Origin of the sequence: Streptomyces sp. 8N616, from assembly GCF_052246385.1 — a bacterium.
GTDB lineage: Bacteria > Actinomycetota > Actinomycetes > Streptomycetales > Streptomycetaceae > Streptomyces.
In genome coordinates this window covers 84,233-102,521 of record NZ_JBQQBY010000029.1, presented here as the reverse complement: position 1 = coordinate 102,521, position 18,289 = coordinate 84,233, and the positions used below count along the sequence as shown (strand labels likewise).

Sequence of the window (18,289 nt, the reverse complement as noted above, 5' to 3'; positions counted from 1 at the left end):
CCCCCCCCCCAAGCCCGGAAGCCGCGGGCATGCGTTCCGCTGGGGCGATGGGGGTACCCCCATGCCGTTCAGGCTATGGGGAGGGTGGACACAGCCGGCCCGCACCCGGCGACGGTGGCCACCCGTACCCGTGGGTTGGCGTTTCGCACCCGCTGCACGCCGGTGGTCGCGGTGTGCCCACCCTCCCCAGAGCTCCGCCTGGGAGGTCCCCCCAGCCCCGCGGAACGCATGACCGCACCGCTGTACGCGGACGCGGCGCAGGGGCGGGCGTGGACCGGGGGTCCCGGCCTGCGCGATTCGGCCGCGCCAGCGCGCGATTGGGCCCGCGTCAGCGCGCGCCTCGGTCGTGTCAGCCCGTGACTCGGCCGCGCCGACGCGCGCCTCGGTCGTGTCAGCGCGCAATGCGGTCGCGGAGTGACGCGGCCTCGCGGGCCAGCTGCTCCACGCGCCCCCAGTCCCTCGCCCGGAGGGCATCCGGCGGCAGCATCCACGTACCGCCCACGCAGCCCACGTTCGGCAGCGCCAGATACGACGGCGCCGAGAGCGCGCCGATCCCGCCCGTCGGGCAGAAGCGGGCCTGAGGGAGCGGCGAGGAAAGGGACTTGAGGTACGCGGTGCCGCCCGCCGCCTCCGCCGGGAAGAACTTCATCTCCGTCACCCCGCGCTCCAGCAGCGCCACGACCTCCGAGGTGGTCGAGACACCCGGCAGGAACGGCAGCCCCGACCCCTTCATCGCGTCGAGCAGCCGGTCCGTCCAGCCCGGGCTGACCAGGAAGCGGGACCCAGCGGCGGCCGCGAGCTCCGCGCCCCCGGGCGAGATCACGGTGCCCGCGCCGACCACCGCGTCCGGCACCTCGTCGGCGATGGCCCGGATCGCGGCGGGCGCGGCGCGCGTCCGCAGCGTGACCTCGATCGCGGGAAGGCCCCCGGACACCAGCGCACGGGCGAGCGGCACGGCGTCCGCGGCGTCCGCGAGGACCACCACGGGGATCACGGGGGCGAGGTCGAGCACGGAAGTCATGGCGCCATCCTGCCGGGCGCTCAACGCTATGTGCAATGTGCGTTGCACATGGTGCAACATGGAGGGGCTCTGGCCACCCGCCCGCTCTCAGTGGATCTCGGTCACGACGACATCCAGCCGCCAGGCGGTGCCACGCTTCGCGGGCGCCTCCGCCTCCACCACGTATCCGAGCTCGCGCAGCGCCTCCACCAGCTCGGCCGGGCCCTTCGGCGTGAACCCGGCCGTCAGCAGGTCCCGTACGAGACGGCCCTTGGTGGCCTTGTTGAAGTGGCTGACCACGGACCGCTTCTCGACGCCGTCCACCCTCTGCGAGTGGAGCACGCGTACGGCCGCCGTACGTCCCGCGACCTCGCCCTTCGGCCTCCAGGCGGTGGCGTACGCGGCGGACCGCAGGTCCAGCACGAGCCCGTTCCCCGCCACCTCCGGCATGACCTCGGCCATCGGCTCCCGCCAGTACGCGCCGAGCGCCCCGAGTCCCGGCAGCCTGACGCCCATCGAGCAGCGGTACGACGGAATCCGGTCGCCGATCCGCACCGCACCCCACAGCCCGGAGAACACCAGCAGCGAGCGCCTGGCCCGCCTGCGGGCGGCCGCCTCGAGCGAGGGCAGGCCGAGGGCGTCGTAGAGCACGCCGGTGTAGATGTCGCCTGCGGGGCGGGCCGGTGCGGTGCGCAGGGCGGCGTTCTTGGCCACCTCGCCGCGCAGCCCCTCGCTCAGGCCGAGCACGTCGCGCGCCTTCTCCTCGTCGTCAGAGCAGAGCGAGACCAGCTCGTCGAGCACCGCTTCCCGCGCCCGCCCGAGCCCCTGGAGGGACAGCCCCTCGGGCCTGAGCGGCGCCCCGGACCCGCCGACGGCCTTTCCTTCGGACGGCGGCAACAGCACGAGCACGGTGGATCTCCTTCACGCGGTGGGTCGGGGGTGCGGCCCCGGCGCCGCAGCCTAACGGCCTCCGGCCTCGGGGCTCGCGGCGGCGGGTACCATGGTCAACACGGCAGACGAGCCGAGCGGGCGGTCGCGGCGGGACCTTGGGTCCTGCCGAGGAACGTCCGGGCTCCACAGGGCAGGGTGGTGGGTAACGCCCACCCGGGGTGACCCGCGGGACAGTGCCACAGAAAACAGACCGCCGGGGGCCTCGGCCCCCGGTAAGGGTGAAACGGTGGTGTAAGAGACCACCAGCGTCCGAGGTGACTCGGACGGCTCGGTAAACCCCACCCGGAGCAAGGTCAAGAGGGGCCATCGGCAGATGGCCCTGCGCGGACGATCGAGGGCTGCCCGCCCGAGTCCGCGGGTGGACCGCACGAGGCCGGCGGCAACGCCGGTCCTAGATGGATGACCGCCTCCCACCGGGCCGCGAGGCCCGGCGGAGACAGAACCCGGCGTACAGCTCGACTCGTCTGCCATTGTGGCCCTGGCCAGGGTGTTTGCCCTGGCCAGGGCCACAATGCATCCCGATGGGTTTCCCGCTTGTACCTGCGGCTTCCCGGGAGTTCCCGCGCGATGGTGCACGCGATGTGCACGCTGGCCCAAAGGCGCCATGAGTGTGCCCCCAGCCGACAACTTTCGTCCGCTGGCTGGCGAAGCGGAGCGTGCCGCTGGACGGCGTTCCGGGGCGGCGAAGTGACCTGATTCGAACGAGCAGAGGCTCACGCCGAGGTCGCACACGAGCACTATGTTCCCGCCAGGCACGGTAGACGTGGAGGTGGTGGGTGGGTGGCGAGCGAATTCACGAGAGCACTGCCCGGCACCCAGTGGCAGGGCGAAGCGCCTGGTAGGGCAGGATGCGTAACCTATGGCCTATTTGTGCCCATTGTCGAAATCTGTAGAAGTGCTCAGAGCGGGAGTAGCACGCTCAGAAGGACCGGTAGATTCGGTCGGGATCGGCGAACGCTGCCTTGGCGAATTCCGCGAAGTCCATGTTGCCGATCGACAGATTTGCGTGCACGTCGTGGACGCCGACCGGAACGGTCCTGAATCCGCGAGGTGGCGGGGAGGCGATGAGCGCCTCGTAGTACATCGGGTCGAGGTCTTCGTCTTCTTCGTCGGTGATGTGGAGGGCCAGCAGCGCGCGATGGACAGACCGCATCGTGACCCGGTCGGCGAGGAACACCACGCTCAGGTTTTCATCCCGCCTCGCCGCGTTGAGGACCTCATCGGGCCCGAGATCGGCCCAGGCAGGATCGTCGATGAGGTGGACGGAGGCTTCGAACTCGCCGACGTCGCACCATGACTGAGCCAGGTCCGCCACCACTGCCTGCCATGCGGCCTCGTCGTCGTAGTTGGTCCTGATGACCAGGGCGTCGAATTCATCACGCCCGACAATCTCAGGTATCGCTTTCATGTATCCCCTCCCACATTGCCCGGCATGGGTCCGGCTGTCTCGTGAGCCACCGTCAGTCCTTCGCACGTCGCATTGACCTTCATTGTTGACGCCACCGCCCTTATGTCCCTACTCGAAGGAAGGCTTCTGACCTGCGCAAATGATCGCCAGATCTAGATAGACGGCCGGGCGCGGACACAGTGCTGAGTCCGCCGGCGCCTCCACGACCGGCACGCCTGTGGTGCGTACAGGCGGCGTCAGGGCCGGAGTCAGGGCAGGTCGCGCAGCGGGGCGTAGCCGCGCTCCCACAAGGCCTTGGCGCCGTAGCGGAACGCGATGTTGCGCACGGCGGGCGGCATGGACCTGGACCGGTCGCGCCGGTGGGTCTGCCGCTGGACCCACCGGGTGCGGGAGAGCCTGCGCTGGACGTACTGCTGGAGGAGGTCCTCGGTGTCACCCCCGGTGGCCAGTACCTCGGCGAGGACCTGAGCGTCCTCGACGGCCATGGCGACGCCCTGGGCCATGTTGGGCGAGCTGGCGTGCGCGGCGTCCCCGACGAGCACGACGCGTCCGCGCACCCATGTCTCGCCGCTGACCTCCTCCACCGGTGAGAAGTACGCCTCATGGGCGGCGGGTGTGGCCAGCAGGTCCCGTACGCGCTGGTCATAGCCGGAGAAGAGCCCGAGAAGACCGGCGGCGGTGGTCGGGTCCTTGGGTGAGGCGGCCGCCACGTCGGCGTAGCAGCACACCTGGCCCCCGCCGACGGGGTAGGCCAGGAAGGCCGTCCCCGGGCCCAGCCACGCGGTCCACCTGTCGATGTCGGGGGCGTCGGTCAGGAAGCGCCAGCAGACCTGCCCGAGGTAGCGGGCACCGGCCGCCGGATCGACTGACTCTCGCAGACCCGACCGTATGCCGTCCGCTCCCACGACCACGTCGTACCGGCCGCTCCCGCCGTCGCTGAACTCCACGTGCACACCGTCGTCGGATTGCTTGAGCGAGACCACGGTGACCTCGTGGCGGACAGGCACCGGCGCGATGTCCTGCAGGGCCGCATGGAGGTCGCCTCGGGTGATGCCCACGCAACCGGCGGTGCCTCTCCACAGTTCGGCCATGTCGATGTCGGCCAGCACCCTGCCCCGGTGGTCCATCAGCCGCTGGCCGGGCATGGGCGCTCCCTGCGCGCTGAGGTGTTTCCCCAGCCCCAGTGCGGTCAGCGCGCGGACGCTGTTCCCGGGCAGGAAGAGCCCAGCCCCCATGGCTCGGCTCTCAGGAGAACGCTCGATGACGTCGACGGACATTCCCTCGCGGTGAAGCGCGGTGGCGGTCGCGAGGCCGGCGATGCCGGCTCCGACCACAAGGACTTCAAGGTGACTGGACATGCGAATCTCCTGTACGGCTTACGGGGGTACGTTTTGCACTACGACTTGTTCAGCGGCCCGGTTCTCGGTCGCTGGCTGCCAGTTGCGGTCCCCTGCTCTCCGGGCTTGGCCGCAGTGACCAGCACCGTGGGCGAGGATGCTCTGGATAGGTGACTGGCCCGCGGAAACTCCGCCGCTCAGTTCGCTCAGCTGACGTCACAGGGTCCCGGAGCGCAATGCGAAGGCGACAGCGTGGGCGCGGTTACGCAGTCCGAGGCGGTTGGTCATGCCGCTGATGATGTTCTTGATGGTGCGCTCGGAATAGCTCAGCTTCTGGGCGATCTCTGTCGTGTCCAGGCCGTCCGCCAGCAGCCGCAGCACCTCCACTTCGCGGACCTCCAGTCCGGACGGCGTCAGCCCCATCGGCCCCAGCACGTCGCCGTGGACCGTGCCGATGTGGTTGATGAGCCAGCCCTGGACCGAGGCGGGCAGCACTCCGCATCCGTCGGCGACACCTCGGATGGCCTTGGCGATTCTGTCGAACCCGGCATCCTGGCGCCGTATCACGCTGCGCAGGCCGAACTGAACCGCCCGCACCACCTGGCCCTCGCGCACACTTCCGGTGACCAGCACGATTCCCATGCCGGGATTGACCGAGCGGGCGGACGCCGCTTCCATGAGCAGCATCGTCTCGTCGGTGACGTCTACCGTCAGCATCAGAATCACGTCCGCCCGCTCGTGCTCCTGCGGGGGCAGCACTGTCAGTTCCCGCTGCCTGCTCAGGCAGGAGGCGGCTCCCTCTCCGGTGACCGGGTCACTGGCGAGGATCGCGATCGAGATCACCCGAACCCGTTCCGCCACGATCGCCTCCAACGAACAGATCACCCGTCTCTCTGCCCGCCGGGATCCGCTTCGCCGGACACCTCGCCGCCGGCACCTTCGACGTCGAGGGAGCGGCCAAGCTGAAGATCACCACCTTCAGCGGTCGTCTGGAGTTCACGCCGCGTGGATTCCCTGGGGCATCAAGCCTTGGCGCAGTGCCCGCAACGCATGGCTGGTGCGGGACTTCACCGTGCCGATCGGGAGATTCAATGCGGCCGCAGTGTCCTCAACGCTGCGATCGAGGTAGTACCGGTGAACAAGTACCTCGCGGTGGGGCGGGGTCAGGTCCGCCATCGCCTTCTTCAGAACATGCGAGGTGAGCATGCGCTCGCCTACATCGGGCACCACGTCTACGTCCACGTCCGATGCGCACAGCTCGACCGGACGCGCGCGAGAGGCCCGGACACGGTCGATGGCCAGCCGCCGCACCACGGTGAAGAGCCAGGGACGCGCGAGTCCTTGGGTGGAGATGAGCCGATCCGCGTGGCGCCAGGCCCGTAACAGCGCCTCCTGAACGAGGTCTTCAGCGCTGTGGACGTCACCCAGGGTGAGTGACTTGGCGAAGCACAGCAGGCCGGCTTCCGCTGTGCTGATCGCCCGCATGAAGTCCTGGCCTCTGTCCGGGACCACCTTCTCGGAGCCTGCAACGTGCTGTGCAACGCTGCCGGACAACGAGGCGACCGCGGGCAATTTCCCGTCTTTCTTCAGAGCGATCGAAGAGGACGTGACGTACATGGTGGTTCGACCGAGCCTTTCAGGCCACGCCGACTGCTCGAACGGCGGCGGGTCGGCGTACGGATGACAGCTGGGAACGTCCCCTGATGAACCGCCGCGTCGGAACGCCCGAGGACGTCTCGCATGCTTCTGGCCCTCGATGGACGCGCCGTTGCTTTCTGATACTCAGTCAGTTCGTGACGGGCGGAGCGGGCGGCTGAACCCCCGGCCGGCAGCGGGCCGTAGTAGCGCACGAGGCGGACCGCGCACCGCTGACATGGCGTCTCGCTTCAGCAATGTTCCGCGACGGGCCGCGACCCCGGCCGCCACCCCACATCGGCACGGTCCACGGCGACGTGCTGGGGCCGATGGGGCTGACGCCGTCCGGACTGGAGGTCCGCGAAGTGGAGGTGCTGCGGCTGCTGGCGGACGGCCTGGACACGACAGAGATCGCCCAGAAGCTGAGCTATTCCGAGCGCACCATCAAGAACATCATCAGTGGCATGACCAACCGCCTCGGACTGCGTAACCGCGCCCACGCTGTCGCCTTCGCATTGCGCTCCGGGACCCTGTGACGTCAGCTGAGCGAACTGAGCGGCGGAGTTTCCGCGGGCCAGTCACCTATCCAGAGCCTTGGCGCTACCTGCCCGTGAGCTCTTTCGACGGTCTGATCCCTACCCAGCGACTCCCGTAGCGCCGCAGCCCCAAGCAGGTCACTCATCTCGAACTGCACCCAACTCGCTTCCCAACTCACCTACAAAGGCGAGCAGTTCTCTGTTGCTGGGTGCCGACGGAGTAACCTCATCCTCGCCGCTTCCTGACACCGCATCACTCGCGCAGGAGGAGAACCAGCCATGCGTACCGGCATGCTCATCGGCGGCGAGTGGGCCGCTGGGAACGGCACCACCTTCACCACGGTCACCCCGGCCACCGGCGAGGTTCTCGCCGAACCTCCTGAGGCCCGAGCCGGACGTCGACGCCGCCGTACGGCCGCCGCCCGGGCATTCACCTCTAGCTGTCGTGGACGATCGCGCAGGTTCGCTGGACGCTCGATCATGGCCTGCCCGGCCTGCGGCCCGTAGCATCGCAGGCAGCCGTGGTCACGGCCGCAGCGGCGCGCCGACCGCAGCCCGAACGCGGATCAGCGGAAAGCGGAACATGCGATATCGCCACAGCGAAGGCGCCGCCATGGAGCCCGGCGCGGAACGTCAGTGCTTTTCCTGGGATCAGGGCGGCCGGGCGGCGAGGCCTTGTGCTCGATCTGAGCAGGGGAGAGCCTGAGTGCCGGAACAACTGCGGTTCACCGTCCTGGGGCCTGTCCGCGGCTGGCGCGGGCCGGACGAGGTGGACCTCGGGCCTCCGAAGCAGCGTGCGGTCCTTGCCATGCTGCTGCTCGGTGAAGGCGCACAGGTCTCGGTCGAAGCGCTGGTCGACGCCGTCTGGGGGACCGGATCGCCGGGGTCCCCGGTGGTTTCGCTGCGTACCTACGTCCATCGGCTGCGTCGGCAGCTCGGCCCCCTGGCGATCCTCTCGGTGGGAGACGGTTACCAGATGCATACGTCGCCCGAATCGCTCGATCTGGCTGCCTTCCGGGACCTCGCTGCCCGTGCCGACCGGGCGCGCCGCGACGGCGATGTCAAGACTGCCGCACGGCACCTGGACGACGCCCTCGCTTGCTGGCAGGGGACCGCGCTGGCCGGAGTCCGCGGTGAGTATGCCCAGGCACAGCGCGAAAGGCTCGGCAGGTTGCGACTGGCGGCCCTGGAGGTGAGCCTCGCGATCCGGCTCGAACTGGGCGAACACGCGTATGTCGCAAGTGAGTTGGCGGACTTGGTGGCCGAGCACCCGCTCGACGAACGGTTCCGGGAGATGCTGATGCTCGCCCTGTACCGGTCGGGACGCCAGGCGGAGGCGCTCGCGACGTACAGCGAGGCCCGCACAGTTCTCGCCGGCGAGCTGGGTGTCGATCCGGGACCTGAACTCCGGCACATGTTCGAGCGCATCCTGCGGGCGGACGCCGGACTGACCGCCCCTCCCACGCCCGTGCACCCGGCCGCGCCGGCCCCCGACCAGCCGACGCCGACACAGCTCCCCGCCGACCTGCCGGCCTTTGTCGGGCGTGCGGCGCAACTCGCACAGATGGACCTGCTGCTCGACGGCAACGGCGAGGCGCCCACGACCATCGTCGTCAGCGCCATCACCGGCATGGCAGGAGTCGGCAAGAGCACCTTCGCCGTGCACTGGGCCCACCATGTCACCTCCCGTTTCCCCGACGGTCAGCTCTACATCGACCTGAGGGGCTTCGACCCGGCCGGACCGCCGGTCTCCCCGGACCGGGCGCTGCGCACGCTTCTTGAGTCACTCGGGGCCGATCCGCTGAGCCTTCCGCAGGACACCGACGCGCTGGCGGCCTGCTACCGCACACGGCTCACCGGGCGGCGGTTGCTGCTCCTGCTGGACAACGCCCGCGACGCTCAGCAAGTACGCCCGCTGCTGCCGGCGAGCCCCGGCTGCCTGGTGATCGTCACCAGCAGGAACCGGCTGTCCGGCCTCATCGCCACGGACGGAGCCCAGCCCATCACCCTCGACGCGCTCTCTGTGGCGGAGGCGCGCGACTTCCTCGTACGCAGGCTGGGCGCCGACCGAGTGGCTGCCGAGCCCTCGGCCGTCGACGAGATCATCGAACTCTGCGCCCGGCTGCCGCTCGCCCTGTCCATCGCGGCTGCGCGGGCGCTGACTCGCTCGGCCTTCCCTCTTACGACCCTCGCCGGCGAACTCGCCAACGGTCGCAGCGGTTTGGACGCCTTCAGCGACACCGACACGGCGGTCGACGTACGCGCCGTCTTCTCGTGGTCGTACCACGCCCTCACCCCCGCCGCCGCATGCCTGTTCCGACTGATCGCCCTGCATCCGGGCCCGGACACCTCGTTGGCCGCCGCCGCAAGCCTCGCAGGCCTCACGGTCCCGCACACTCACCAATTGCTGAGCGAACTGGCCCACGCCCACCTCGTGGACGAACCCGTGCCCGGCCGGTACGCAGCCCACGACCTGCTGCGCACCTATGGCGGCGAGCTGGCCCGTACCGCCGACACGCCGGAGGAGCACCACACCGCCCGGGTCCGCGTCCTCGACCACTATCTGCACAGTGCCCACCGTGCAGGGCGGGCGTACTCTCCCGACCGGCCCGCGATCGTGCTGCCTGCCCCCTCCCGGGGCGTCCGGGCCGAGGAATTCGCCCCGGAGCCGGGGCACTCCGGCCCGGCCGCGGCCTGGTTCGACGCCGAACGGGCGGTGCTGGTGGCGGCCATCAGAACGGCGGCCGCTCATGGGCTCGACACGCACACCTGGCAGCTCGCCTGGGCCGTCGGACACTACCTGGACCGGAAGGGGCTGTGGCACGACCTCGAAGCCGTACACCACATCGCGATGGAGGCGGCAGACCGTCTCGTCGACCCCTGTGCCCAGGCACACGTCCACCGGGGACTGGCGCGGGCCGCGACCGATCTGGGCCGGGTCGAAGAGGCACGGCACCGCATGGAGCGGGCGGTGGAGCTGTTCACCGCTGCCGGTGACGTCACCGCCTGCGCCGATAGCCACCGGCAGCTGAGCTGGGTGGCCGAGCGGCAGGGCGACCTGGAGGCAGCGCTCTCCCACGCCCAACAGTCTCTCGCTCTGCAGCGAGCTGCCGGCCACAGTGCGCGCACCGCCGCGGCACTCAACGCCGTCGGCTGGTGCCACACCCTGCTCGGGCAGCACCAGCAGGCGCTCGACCACTGCCGGGAAGCCCTGGCGACAGCGGAACTGCACCACCGTCCCTACCTCAAGGCGGACACCTGGGACAGCATCGGCCTCGCCCAGCACCATCTGGGGCGGTACACCGAGGCCGTCACCGGCTACGAACAGGCCCTCGCCCTCTACCGCGAACTCGGCGTCGCCTACGCCGAAGCGGACACGCTGAGCCGCCTCGGGGACACCCACCACGCGGCGGCCGGGGTGGAGTCGGCCCGTGCGGCATGGGCGGAGGCTCTCGCCATCCTGGAACGGCTCGGCCATTCGGGCGCGGAGGCCGTCCGTGCGAAGCTCACGGCCCTCACAGAGAACCGGCCTTGTCACTGACGCGCTCATACAACTCCCTCGCCGGCTTACCCAGGCGCGGCCCCGCGAGCCAGGTGCTGTCGGCCGGACCGATGGACGTGTTGCTCACCAGCGCGAGGGCGCCGTTCGGACCGCGGGCGAACCAGCCGCCGCCGGAGGAGCCTCCGGTCATCGTGCAGCCGATCCGGTACAGCACCGGCTGGTCGGAGCGGATCGACAGACGGCCGGGCCTGTCCTGGCACGAGAACATCCGTTCACCATCGAACGGGGACTCGGCCGGATAGCCCCAGACCGCCATGTCCCCGATACGAGTGGCCGACGGTGCGCCGAACCAGACCGGCGCCGCCTGACCGATCGTCTCCTGGAGCGAGGCCGGTAGCCCCTGGCGCTGTACATGCATCACCGCATAGTCGAACGGCGAGCCACCACCGCCGGAGGGGGCACCCTCGGCGACCCACTCGGGCGCTACCTCCGCCCAGTCGGCCCACCAGATTCCGAAGGGCGCGATCCGGTCCTCGTCCGCGGCCTGCCGGCCTGCTGCGTCGAGCCCGAGATCGTTGTACGAGGGTACGAAGACGAGGTTGCGGAACCAGCCGCCGCCGGCCCCGGCGTGCATACAGTGACCCGCCGTCCACACCAGCCCCGATCTGCCGGGGCGTGCCGGGTCCTCCACCGCAGTGCCGGAGCACACGCTCGGCCCGTCGGGGGTGTCGAAGAAGATCTTCCCGATCACCGCGGCATTGTCGCGGTACGCCACCTTCTCCGCCGTCGCGGGCACCGGGTCGGGTTCGGGATCCGTGGTGCCGGCGTCCTCGCCGATGCCGTTCGGCACGGCGGTGTCCGCGGCCCGGGCTTCCGACATGCGCTGGGCGGTCCACAGCCCTGGCACGACGGGGTTGGAGAAGGCCGGCAGGCGTGGCGGGGAGTCACAGCCGGCACCTGCAAGGACGAGCAGGAGCGCGGTGACGCAGGCGGCGATCGGTGTGCGGCGTGTCACGGCCCTTTCCATCCTTCGACTCGTGTGGTGCCCGGGGCGGGCGGAACGTAAGGGGGAGTCACCCCACCCGCCCCGGAGAACAGCGGTCAGCCGGCGAAGCGGATCGACCTGATCGTGGTGAACTCGATGTCGGCGAGGTTGCTCACGTTGCCCTCGACCGTGGCGGACCTGCCCTGACAGTCGGCTTCCTCCCAGATCTTGACGGAGCCGTTCGTGCTCAGTGAGCCGAAGGCGCTTCCCCGCCTGACGTTCTGGCAGCCGGGGCCCGCGATGCCCTGAGAGGCGCCGCTCTCGGAGAAGTCGGGCGCGTCGAAGAGGATGACGCTGCTCGCGGGCCTGACCTCCGATGACGCACCGGAGCTGGGCTGGTTGCCGGATTCCGCCTCAGTGGGCCGGCCGGCCCGCTGCCCGTCGGGCGTGACGCCGAACCAGGTGCCGCCCACACCCTGGCCGTTGGTGTCGCCGACCTTGAGATCCTTGCTGAAGAGGTAGACAGGCCAGCCTCCAATGGTGACCTGGAAATTGCCGTCGGTCCGCTTGATGACCCCGATCGCCGAGGGCGTGACCCCGTCGACGAAGATCCGTCCACCCGGAGCGATCAGATACGGCGGCCAGGTGGCGGCGCACTCACCTTCACAGGTGGACTTCGAGGGGTTGGCCGAGTCGTTGTCGAACCGGTACAGCGTGAACCCGGCCCCGTTGACCACCACGTGATTCAGCGTCCCGGCCCGACCGGCCGACAGCTGCACCCACTTGCGAACCACGGGCTTCTTGGCGGCTGCTGCTGGTGCGGCAGCTTTCGCCCAATCGCCGGTGTTCTGCTGCGCGTTGTTCTCCTGGGCTGTGCCGCGCTTGAACGCCAGCTCGATCTCGCCGGACGAGGACGCGGCGGCCGGAGCCTTCTCGCCGGTGGCGCCATCGCTTCCGGCGTCGCCGCCGCAGGCGGACAGCAGAAGCATGCCCGTGGCGGTGAGCGCGGCGAGCATGGCGGCACGTCTGTAGAACATGGGAACCCCCGTTTGAGGAAGAGACCTGTTGCTGCGCGGCCTTCGAAGGGAAGGCCGACGGTCCCTGCTACGGACCCGGCCCACGCGGGGTTCTCTCGTGGCGGCCCGATACACAACCGTGACATCCTCTGCGCCCCGCGCTCAGCTGCCGCGGAGCCGCCCGGTACCCGCTACCGATGGCATTCGGCCAGCGGGGACGGCCGAATGCCCGCTAACGTGCAGGACATGAGATCACCGGTTGACCCGCTGTTCGATGTTCTCGCCTCGTTGAACGTCAGGGCCGGGTCGCTGTCGGGCCTGGAGGCGTGGGGCAGTTGGGCACTGCGCTTCGGTGTCCACGAGCACATCAAGATCGGGGCCGTACTCGGCGGCTTCTGCTGGCTCGGCGCCGACGGAGCCGAGCCGGTGCGTCTCCAGGCCGGTGACTGCTTCCTGCTGGCGGCGCGCGAGTCGTTCGCGCTCTGCGGGGACCTGGATGTGCCATACCAAAGCGGGGAAGAGGTGTACCGAGCCTCCTCCAGTCGCATCGTGCGGATCGGGGAGACGTACCGCACCGCCGACCAGGAGGGGACGCTCATCGTCGGCGGCAGCGTCGACTTCCTCGACGCCACCGTCGCCCTGCTGCTCGACGGCCTGCCACCCATAGTCGCCATCCGCGCCGGAACCGCTCAGGCAAAGGCGATCCAGCCGCTGCTGGAGGTGTTCCTCGAGGAGGTGGGCGCCGTGCGCCTGGGCACCTCCGTGATGTCGGAGCGGCTCACCGAGATCTTGTTCATCCAGGCTCTGCGGGCCGTCGTGGCGGGAACGGGAGCGCCGGACGGGACGGCCCCGCCGGGCTGGCTCGGTGCGCTCGGCGATCCGCGCATCGGCCGGGCGCTGCTGCTGATGCACCAGCAGGCCGACCGCCCATGGACCGTCGCCACGCTCGGTGCTCAGGTGGGCATGTCCCGGGCGAGCTTCGCCGCCCGCTTCAAGGAACTCGTCGGGCTGCCGCCGCTCGTCTACCTCCAGCGCTGGCGGATTCTGGCCGCCGGCCGGGAGCTGCGCCGCAGTGAGCGGACCGTGGCCTCGATGGCCGCCGAATGGGGGTACTCGTCGGAGAGCGCGTTCAGCACCGCGTTCAAACGGGTCACCGGCATCTCGCCGACGCAGTACCGCAGCGCCCCGCTCGCAGCGGTGACGGCGAGGCTGGACGGCTGGCCCGCGGTTCCCTTCCGTGTGCCGTCCGCCATGGACGAACGCGCAGGTTCTTCAGACGCTTGATCATGGTCTGTTCGGTCGGAGCCTCCTAGCGTCGGAGGCAGCCGTGCGGACGTCCGCAGCGCCGTCCACGACCAGAGCACGGATCATCGGAAGGCGGAACATGCAATACGAGCAGTTGGGCGCCACGGGGGTCTTCGTCTCCCGGATCGCTTTGGGGACGATGACGTTCGGTGGGGCGGGGACGCCGCCGTGGAGCCTCGTCGGTGGTCTGGACGAGAAAGCTGCGGACGAGCTTGTCGGCCTGGCTCTCGACGCAGGTGTCAACCTCGTCGACACCGCGGACATGTACGCGGCGGGTGAGTGCGAGGAGATCCTCGGCCGGGTGCTGGGCTCAAGGCGCCAAGGGGTGCTGCTTGCCACCAAGCTCTTCGCCCGCATGGGCACCGGCACCGGTCCCAACGACGTCGGTCTGTCACGCCTGTGGGTCACCCGGGCGCTGGAGGACAGTCTGCGCCGGCTGCGTACCGACCACATCGACCTGTACCAGATCCACAGCTTCGATCCGCTGACCCCCGTGGAGGAGACGCTGGCCGCTCTGGACGACGCCGTTCGGCAGGGCAAGATCCGCTATATCGGCGCCTCGAACCTGGCGGCGTGGCAGATGATGAAGTTCCTCGGCGCCTCGCAGCTGCGCGGGTTGGAGAGCTTCGTGTCCCAGCAGGTGTACTACTCGCTGGCCGGACGGGACATCGAGCGGGAGATCTTGCCGATGGCTGCGGATCAGAAGCTCGCCACGCTGGTGTGGAGCCCGCTTGCCGGCGGGCTCCTGTCCGGCAAGTTCGACCGCAACGGCGCCAGCGATGAGACCGCGCGCCGCGCCCTCGCCGACTTCCCGCCCGTGGACCGGGAACGCGGCTGGGACATCGTGGATGCGCTGCGCGAAGTCGCTTCGTGGCATGGCGTGAGCGTGGCCCGCGTCGCCCTCGCCTGGGTACTCGCCCGGCCGGGAGTCACCAGCGTCATCATCGGCGCGAAGCGCCCCAACCAACTCACCGAGAACCTGGCCGCCGTCGACCTGGTCCTCACCGAGCAGGACCTGGCAGACCTGGACGCGGCCAGCGCACTCCCGGCCGTCTACCCCGACTGGTGGGCGCAGCTCGCCCTCGCGGACCGGCTGCCGCTGCCCGCCTGACCGACGCCGGCCGCGACCGGAGCAAGCGGCAGTCGGCCGTATTCCGGTCGCGGTTCGGCCGCGACCCCGTTTCTGCTCCGCATCCGCCGTCTGCTGACGGCACTACGGACGGAGCGCGACGCAGCCGTGCGAACGCCCGGTATGAGGCGCTCCAGGAGGAGACACGGCACCTGGTCTTCACTCGGCTTCCGGCCTCACCGCCGGGGACGTTTCATCACCGATCGTGGCGGGCCGGAGGAGCTGTCTCAGCGGGACTCGAGTCGCGTACGCCGGGCGTAGGCACGGGCCGCGCGGACGCGATCGCCGCAACGGGTGGAGCACCAGTGGCGGCGCCCGTGGCGCAGCAGGTAGCGGTTGCAGGGGCTGGAGCCGCAGGCGGCGAGGCGTTCTGCGTCGGGGCCGGTGAGCAGCTCGGCGGCGTTGTCGGCGAGGGCGGCCAGGGCGTGATCGACGTTCTGGGTGATCGGGTGCGAGGCGGCCCGGAGCAGCCCGCGGGTGGGGTCCCAGTGCAGCAGGGCGGCCGCGGGAGCCCTGGAAAGGGCGCCGTTGACGGCGGCGAGAGCGCTCGGCGGGGCGGGGTGCCCGTCCACCCGGGAGGCGAGCAGCGCCCGGATCTGCTCACGCAGCGTCCGCAGCTGCGCCGCGCACGCCTCCTGCAGTCCGGCGCCGGTCGGGGCGAGGTCGTGTTCGGTGAGCCACTGGTTCGCGGCGGCGGGGGTGCCGAGGAGGTCGAGGAACCGGCCGCCGGGCAGAGCGACGGCGCTGTTGGCGAAGTCGAGTGCGCGGTACTGCGCCGCGCCCGGTGCGGGCGGAACTACGGGCTCGGCGGTCAGGGTCTCGTCCATGATTCTCATGTTACGGCTTGTATTCATCCGTGAGAAGCCGTTACGGTCTCTCACGGATAAGCCGCTAACTATCCGTGAGGTGTTTCTTGTATATGTCTGCTGTCGGCACGCCCCCTGAGCAGATCCCCGTCCGCGTCTTCGGCGGCCCGACCGCGCTCATCGAGTACGGCGGGCTGAGGTTCCTGACCGACCCCACCTTCGACGCCCCCGGCGACTACCCCCTCGGCCCCGGCCTGGTCCTGACCAAGACCGAGCCCTCCTCCGCCGCGCCCGAGGACCTCGGCCGCATCGATGTGGTCCTGCTCTCCCACGACGAGCATCCCGACAACCTCGATCACTCCGGCCGGGCACTCCTCGCCGACGTGCCCGTCACCCTCACCACCCCCAGCGGCGCGGGCCGCCTGGGCGCCGACGCCAAGGGTCTTGAGGACTGGGAGTCCGTCGAGCTGGACCGTCCCGACGGCGGCACCGTGACCGTGACGGGCGTGCCCGCCATCCACGGTCCTGGGGCGCGCGAGGAGGTCGAACCGATAGCGGGCGAGGTCGTGGGCTTCGTCCTCACCGCAGCCGACCTGGCCACGGTGTACGTCAGCGGCGACAACGCCTCGCTCACCCTGGTCAAGGAGATCGCCGAGCGGTTCGGCCCGGTCGACACCGCCGTTCTCTTCGCAGGTGCTCCGCGCCTGCCCATCTTCGACTCGACGGTTGTGCTCGACAGCGTCCAGGCCGCCGATGCCGCTCAGCTCCTCGGGGCGCGCCGGGTCGTCCCCGTCCACTTCGACAGCTGGGCCCACTTCACTGAAGGCCGCGGCGACCTGGTGGCCGCCTTCACCGCCGCGGGACTGGCCGACCGCCTGCAGCTGAACTGAGCGAACCCCGGCCCGCATCGCGGCATCAGGCCTTCAGTCCAGGCAGAACTCGTTGCCCTCGGGGTCGGTCATCACGATGAAGCCGGCGCTCATCGGGGGAGCGGGCTCGTAGCGACGCACCCGTGTCGCTCCCAGCGCGACAAGCCGGTCGCACTCGACCTCCAGCGCCGCCATCCGCTCCTCTCCCTGCAGTCCGGGAGCCGCACGGACGTCGAGGTGGACGCGGTTCTTGGCGACTTTGTCCTCCGGCACCTGCTGGAAGAACAGCCGTGGGCCGTGCCCGTCCGGGTCCTCGATGGCCGATCTCGTGTTGCGCTGCTCCTCCGGTACGCCGACCCGCGCGAGGAAGTCGTCCCACGCGGCTAGCGGGTCGGCGTCCTCGGGCAGGTCGACTCCGGGCGGGCCGGGGTGGACGTAGCCCAGTACGTCGCGCCAGAAGGACGACAGCGCCCGCGGGTCGTGGGCGTCGAAGGTGACCTGGATGTGGCGGCTCATCGGGTTGCTCCGTTCGTAGCGGTTTCGGCAGGTAGAGGTCGCGCAGCAGGCAGACGTCAGACAGGTGGTGGATCAGCTCGCGGTGGATGTGCAGCACCAGGTCGGCCGTAGGCGCCTCGGGGAAGGGCTCCTTCGCGCCGACCGGGACCCGGAGCCCGGCCTCGCCGAGGCCGCGCACCCAGCCGGCCAGACGTCGAGCTGGGCGTCGAGCTGGTCGAGCGCGGTGGCCGCGCTGCGAGCGTATTCCCAGGTCTCGTACGACGCCGCCGGCGCGCCGAAGTGCGCCGCGTTGCGCGCGGCGAGCACGCCGGCGACGACGTGACGAGTCGCCAGGCGATCGTCGGGAAGGCCGCGGGGACCGGCTCGGGAAAGGCGTAGTCCATCGTGAAGTCCCCGGCACCGACCTGCACGGGCGCTGTCGAGCTGCCGCGCGGCCGCACGCTCCAGGCGTCCGGCACTGGCGACCAGAAGTACGCGTCGTCGGTGAGGCCCTCGAGCCGGGCTCTGAGCTGATGGTTCCAGAGAACTCCCACTGCTCGCGCAGCGTCCGGTTCCCATCGAGTTCGTCTGCATCCATGGAGCGACCCTGACACCCTTAGCGGACAGAATCGGTCCGCTATCTCGGGCCAGGGTGGATGACATGACATGTCAAGCGGCGAGCGGGTACGACGGAGCGGGTGCTCACCCTGCTCGGGCTGCAGCAGCAACATGCAGAAGTTCCTGGGCAGTTGGTGCTCCTGCCCGACCGCATGCCGCCGCAGCGGGACGGTCTGGCGGATCTCGCCTCCGCCCTCAGTGCCCTGACCGTCTTCTACGCCCAGATGCTGGCCGAGGAGGGTCAAGGTCAACGCGCTCGCCCCTGGCCTGCGAGCCACCGACCTCAACCCCCGGGCGGCCGCCGACGGCGGGGACCCGGCCGAGGCCGCCCGGGGGAGCCGTCCGACTGGCCCTCTTGCCGGACGAAGGTCCCACCGGTGCGTTTCTTCTCCTGGGACTGAACGCCCGTGCCGTGGTGAGCGCGCAGACGCCGGGAGATCCGCCGGGGCGGGACGACCTGGGGCAGCAACAGCAGCGATGTGAGGTGGCTGGGCGTCAAATACATCCGGACCATGCAACTCGACGGTCCCCGCCCCATGTTGAGCCCAACGATCAACTCGGCCCAATTTCGCACTCCAGTCGCAAAACTCAGACACCAGGATGCTCAGGCTGTGGGCTCGGTCGTGTCGCCCTCGACGCGTCTGCGGCGCCCATTCGGTTCAACTGGAATGTCGCTGAGCGAGCTGGTGACCAGGAT

At 70.1% G+C, this 18,289-nt stretch carries 17 protein-coding genes, 1 other RNA gene and 1 pseudogene; 9 read left to right on the top strand and 10 right to left on the bottom strand.

Annotation, left to right across the window (positions count from 1 at the left end):
* Window positions 1-391 precede the first annotated feature (391 nt).
* The gene (gene eda / locus ACTWQC_RS25095; protein ID WP_443318052.1) at window positions 392-1,021 is read right to left on the bottom strand and encodes a bifunctional 4-hydroxy-2-oxoglutarate aldolase/2-dehydro-3-deoxy-phosphogluconate aldolase; all 630 of its coding nucleotides are present in this window, start codon (window positions 1,019-1,021) and stop codon (window positions 392-394) included.
* Between the two features lie 87 nt (window positions 1,022-1,108).
* Entirely contained in the window at window positions 1,109-1,909 is an 801-nt protein-coding gene (gene yaaA / locus ACTWQC_RS25090) for a peroxide stress protein YaaA (RefSeq protein ID WP_443318051.1), read from the bottom strand.
* Between the two features lie 108 nt (window positions 1,910-2,017).
* On the opposite strand from yaaA, the gene rnpB reads away from it, so the two are divergent.
* Window positions 2,018-2,418: RNase P RNA component class A (rnpB, locus tag ACTWQC_RS25085), an RNA gene on the top strand.
* Between the two features lie 452 nt (window positions 2,419-2,870).
* Here rnpB and ACTWQC_RS25080 read toward each other — a convergent pair.
* From ACTWQC_RS25080 to ACTWQC_RS25065, 4 genes are all read right to left on the bottom strand, one after another.
* On the bottom strand, window positions 2,871-3,359 hold the full coding sequence (locus ACTWQC_RS25080; protein WP_443318050.1) for a DUF6924 domain-containing protein: 489 nt from the start codon (window positions 3,357-3,359) through the stop codon (window positions 2,871-2,873).
* 248 nt (window positions 3,360-3,607) lie between these two features.
* Window positions 3,608-4,717 (bottom strand): FAD-dependent oxidoreductase, encoded by a 1,110-nt coding sequence (locus tag ACTWQC_RS25075; protein WP_443318049.1) that lies wholly within the window; start codon window positions 4,715-4,717, stop codon window positions 3,608-3,610.
* A gap of 195 nt (window positions 4,718-4,912) precedes the next feature.
* Entirely contained in the window at window positions 4,913-5,557 is a 645-nt protein-coding gene (locus ACTWQC_RS25070) for a helix-turn-helix transcriptional regulator (protein ID WP_443318048.1), read from the bottom strand.
* A gap of 135 nt (window positions 5,558-5,692) precedes the next feature.
* Window positions 5,693-6,313 carry a sigma-70 family RNA polymerase sigma factor gene (locus tag ACTWQC_RS25065; RefSeq protein WP_443318047.1) on the bottom strand — a complete coding sequence of 207 codons (621 nt, stop codon included), beginning with the start codon at window positions 6,311-6,313 and terminating at the stop codon, window positions 5,693-5,695.
* Between the two features lie 275 nt (window positions 6,314-6,588).
* Between ACTWQC_RS25065 and ACTWQC_RS25060 the strand changes: the two genes are divergently transcribed.
* The 3 genes from ACTWQC_RS25060 to ACTWQC_RS25050 all read left to right on the top strand — a co-directional run bounded on the left by ACTWQC_RS25060 (window position 6,589) and on the right by ACTWQC_RS25050 (window position 10,408).
* Complete coding sequence (locus tag ACTWQC_RS25060; RefSeq protein WP_443318046.1) at window positions 6,589-6,867, top strand: helix-turn-helix domain-containing protein; 279 nt, start codon at window positions 6,589-6,591, stop codon at window positions 6,865-6,867.
* A gap of 279 nt (window positions 6,868-7,146) precedes the next feature.
* Entirely contained in the window at window positions 7,147-7,374 is a 228-nt protein-coding gene (locus ACTWQC_RS25055; protein WP_443318045.1) for a hypothetical protein, read from the top strand.
* A gap of 199 nt (window positions 7,375-7,573) precedes the next feature.
* Window positions 7,574-10,408 carry a BTAD domain-containing putative transcriptional regulator gene (locus tag ACTWQC_RS25050; protein WP_443318044.1) on the top strand — a complete coding sequence of 945 codons (2,835 nt, stop codon included), beginning with the start codon at window positions 7,574-7,576 and terminating at the stop codon, window positions 10,406-10,408.
* Here the strand turns inward: ACTWQC_RS25050 and ACTWQC_RS25045 are convergent.
* The gene (locus ACTWQC_RS25045) at window positions 10,383-11,384 is read right to left on the bottom strand and encodes a trypsin-like serine peptidase (protein WP_443318043.1); all 1,002 of its coding nucleotides are present in this window, start codon (window positions 11,382-11,384) and stop codon (window positions 10,383-10,385) included. The genes ACTWQC_RS25050 and ACTWQC_RS25045 overlap by 26 nt on opposite strands.
* Before the next feature lie 86 nt (window positions 11,385-11,470).
* Complete coding sequence (locus ACTWQC_RS25040; protein WP_443318042.1) at window positions 11,471-12,391, bottom strand: hypothetical protein; 921 nt, start codon at window positions 12,389-12,391, stop codon at window positions 11,471-11,473.
* Window positions 12,392-12,616: 225 nt separating this feature from the next.
* Between ACTWQC_RS25040 and ACTWQC_RS25035 the strand changes: the two genes are divergently transcribed.
* Together ACTWQC_RS25035 and ACTWQC_RS25030 are read left to right on the top strand one after the other, a co-directional pair.
* Window positions 12,617-13,654 carry an AraC family transcriptional regulator gene (locus ACTWQC_RS25035; protein WP_443318041.1) on the top strand — a complete coding sequence of 346 codons (1,038 nt, stop codon included), beginning with the start codon at window positions 12,617-12,619 and terminating at the stop codon, window positions 13,652-13,654.
* Between the two features lie 100 nt (window positions 13,655-13,754).
* The gene (locus tag ACTWQC_RS25030) at window positions 13,755-14,786 is read left to right on the top strand and encodes an aldo/keto reductase (RefSeq protein WP_443318040.1); all 1,032 of its coding nucleotides are present in this window, start codon (window positions 13,755-13,757) and stop codon (window positions 14,784-14,786) included.
* A 245-nt stretch (window positions 14,787-15,031) separates the two neighbouring features.
* Here the strand turns inward: ACTWQC_RS25030 and ACTWQC_RS25025 are convergent, their stop codons facing one another.
* Entirely contained in the window at window positions 15,032-15,631 is a 600-nt protein-coding gene (locus tag ACTWQC_RS25025; RefSeq protein WP_443318039.1) for a CGNR zinc finger domain-containing protein, read from the bottom strand.
* A 92-nt stretch (window positions 15,632-15,723) separates the two neighbouring features.
* Between ACTWQC_RS25025 and ACTWQC_RS25020 the strand changes: the two genes are divergently transcribed.
* Window positions 15,724-16,500 (top strand): MBL fold metallo-hydrolase, encoded by a 777-nt coding sequence (locus ACTWQC_RS25020; RefSeq protein WP_443318038.1) that lies wholly within the window; start codon window positions 15,724-15,726, stop codon window positions 16,498-16,500.
* A gap of 33 nt (window positions 16,501-16,533) precedes the next feature.
* On the opposite strand, the gene ACTWQC_RS25015 is transcribed toward ACTWQC_RS25020, so the two are convergent.
* Window positions 16,534-16,995: a VOC family protein gene (locus ACTWQC_RS25015; RefSeq protein ID WP_352038507.1), complete on the bottom strand. Its 462-nt coding sequence runs from the start codon at window positions 16,993-16,995 to the stop codon at window positions 16,534-16,536.
* A 64-nt stretch (window positions 16,996-17,059) separates the two neighbouring features.
* Between ACTWQC_RS25015 and ACTWQC_RS25010 the strand changes: the two genes are divergently transcribed.
* The gene (locus tag ACTWQC_RS25010; RefSeq protein ID WP_443318037.1) at window positions 17,060-17,317 is read left to right on the top strand and encodes a hypothetical protein; all 258 of its coding nucleotides are present in this window, start codon (window positions 17,060-17,062) and stop codon (window positions 17,315-17,317) included.
* 463 nt (window positions 17,318-17,780) lie between these two features.
* Window positions 17,781-17,993: pseudogene (locus ACTWQC_RS25005) on the top strand (short-chain dehydrogenase); the annotation flags it as partial.
* Window positions 17,994-18,289 lie beyond the last annotated feature (296 nt).